This window comes from Bacteroidota bacterium (assembly GCA_030706565.1).
In the GTDB taxonomy this organism is placed as follows: domain Bacteria; phylum Bacteroidota; class Bacteroidia; order Bacteroidales; family JAUZOH01; genus JAUZOH01.
This window is the reverse complement of record JAUZOH010000480.1, coordinates 1-2676: the sequence shown is the minus strand read 5'-3', so window position 1 is coordinate 2676 and position 2676 is coordinate 1. Positions and strand designations below refer to the sequence as shown.

Annotated in this window: 2 protein-coding genes; one reads left to right on the top strand and one right to left on the bottom strand. The window is 36.8% G+C overall.

The window, feature by feature from the left end; all coding sequences use genetic code 11:
- Positions 1–44: 44 nt before the first annotated feature.
- The gene (locus Q8907_15785) at positions 45–1100 is read right to left on the bottom strand and encodes a M28 family peptidase (protein ID MDP4275730.1); all 1056 of its coding nucleotides are present in this window, start codon (positions 1098–1100) and stop codon (positions 45–47) included.
- A 505-nt stretch (positions 1101–1605) separates the two neighbouring features.
- Between Q8907_15785 and Q8907_15780 the strand changes: the two genes are divergently transcribed.
- A partial coding sequence (locus tag Q8907_15780) for a hypothetical protein (protein MDP4275729.1) occupies positions 1606–2676 on the top strand: 1071 nt, incomplete at its 3' end.

Genomic DNA, 2676 nt, shown 5'->3' with positions numbered 1-2676 from the left:
TGTTATGTGTTAATGTTTAATTGTTCGTGTATTGTTCTGATTGTTTATCTTTTCAAAGCAATGTCTTTACTTTCCAGCAAATGCCAGATCAATTGGTAATAGTTATAAAGCCTGTTATAGTCAATTCTTGAGGGTTTATCCTTATAGCTGTGCTCATGTCCAAAAGAAAAGGGAGAGTAAATGGAAAGCATATCGGAAATGCCGAATCTACATGAATCTGTAAAGTTTATAACCGGAACGGCTTTTTTTCTGGAAGTGAAATAACTTCGTTGCGGGAGGAAGGCTCCTGGCAGATTGAATTCAAAACTTTTTAAAAAATCCTTACAAAAGCTCTGACCCTTGAATGATTCAAAATCACTGGTTCCCCCGGTTTTCTTGATCGCATTGAATGAAAGATTAAGGTGATTGAGTAGCGATATCCTGAAAACTTGCATCACCAGGGCCGAATCACTTACATCTGCTGAAACGTACAGGTTTTTGTTTCCTTTTTCACCTATCATGTCAATGTTGACGGCATAAACCACTTTACTCCATTCTTTTTTGCTTAAACCTGAAACATGCCTTCTTGAACCTCGCAGGCCTTCTTCTTCCTGACCGGTGAATAAGAATCTGTAAGTATAATGAGGATTGTATTGTTGCATCTGCCTGATTAGTTCACGTGCCACGGCACAGCCTGTTCCATTGTCATAGGCCCCTTTGCTGAAATAAGCAGGAGAAAGGAAAAAATCAAGTGAACCATTTAACAAAACACTTACAAGCATGAAAAGATTTCCATCTGCTTTGTCGTAATGACAAGTAATATAAACCATGCTGTCCGTCTTTCCATTGATATCTACATAAAGATTCCTGTACAGCCCCAGCCAGTCAATTGCCTGTTTATGTATGAAAATATTCTTACTGCTGTCATTTAAAAAGCTTTTTTTCAAAGTCCTGAATCTTTTTGAATTGCCCCCCTGGGTAAGGGAAAAGATGATTTTTTTGGTGTGGCAGGAAAAACTATCAGGGGAACATATCCTGGCTGGGCTTTGTCCCATGGCAGCATCGAAAAATAAAGCGGATAGAAGAATAAACCAAAGTTTGGGTAAAATTTTATTTTTCATTATTTTAATTATGATTGTTATTTTTTCAAAGTTATTATTATTCTTTAAAATTCAGAATTCACCAAAATTATTAATGATGTATTTCAATCAATTAACATAACAAAAATTGATATTCATAAAATGGTAATAATCGAAAGGAATAGCCTGATTTAGTATTGATCGAATTTTTGAAAATATAAATATCGGAGTATCATTTCTTGGTCAAATTTTTTAAGTTTCCTTCTTCATTTTTTAGTATATTTCTATATCAAATATACATGACTGGAATTCCCCAATCATAGATCATCAAATTTAAAAATAAAATTTTAACGTCTAAAAAATTAACAACAAGCAAAAAAATAGAAGTTTTTTTCATAGAGTAAAGTAAGATCGGGATTCAATAAAATTTTCATTTATAAATATTTTAATGATGATTCATTTTACGACTATCCCTACTTGTGATTTTAAAAAACATTTAAACGTTAACAAAATATTTATATTTGTATTTGTAAACGCTTTTTTGCTTTTGCTTGGAAACAAAGTAATTGCACAGAATTGTATTATTCATTCAAATTCTCCTTCTGAAATTTGCAGCGGTGGCTATACTTCCGTTGGTGTGACCATAACTTCAGGAACAAGTCCTTATACTGTGGTTTATAGCGATGGAATTAATCAATATACAGAAAATGGCTATACCTCTGAAAAAGTAATTACGGTTCAACCGGCAACCACTTCTACCTATTCATTGATCTCTGTCACCGATTATTTAGGAAATTCTTTAGAAATCAGTCCTGAAACGGCTATCATCACCATTGATCCTCTTCCTTCAAATATTATCATTTCTCCTTCATCACCTGTTTGTCCTGGTTCAAATTTTACGATTTCAGCCACAGCTACCCATGGCAGTTCATTCGAACTTTGGAATCAGGCAAAAACTACGCAAATTGGAGTATTGCCTTTTACTACTTCAATCAGTTCCCCAACTCAATATACTGTCATTGCCATCAGTGATAAAAATTGTTCTGCCGATCAGGCTTATACGGTGACTTTAGACAATGTCAATCCGACCATTGAAAATTGTCCATCAGATCAGAATATAGCCATGGATGCCGGCAATTGTACTGTTTCATTGCCGGACTTTAGAAGTTATGTGACGGTAAGTGATAATTGTACGGCCTCAGGATCTATTACCCTTAGTCAGAATCCCTCGCCGGCTACTGTTTTAAGCGGGAATGGGACTACCCAGCTGATAACCATTACAGCAACCGATGCCAGCAATAACTCGGCACTTTGTTCTTTTACTTTAACCCTGAAAGATACGGAGAAACCAGCTATTTCCGGAACAGCCCCCAGCGGCAACCGGAATACGGATGCCGGGGCCTGCACGTACACTGTCAAAGACAGGGAATTTAATCCGACTACAGTCAGCGATGCCTGTGGGATAGCCAAACTAACCTATAAGATCAACAGTGGAACTGAGGTAGGTACAGACGCAACGACCTCCATGGCAGGCGTTGTTTTATCCAAAGGAGCGAACCTTATTACCTGGACAGCTTACGACAACAGCGGAAACACCAGCACCTGGGGCTTTACCATT

Excerpts from the sequence above, each read along its gene's own strand:
- Q8907_15785 (MDP4275730.1), bottom strand. The coding sequence starts at position 1,100 with ATGAAAAATAAAATTTTACCCAAACTTTGGTTTATTCTTCTATCCGCT.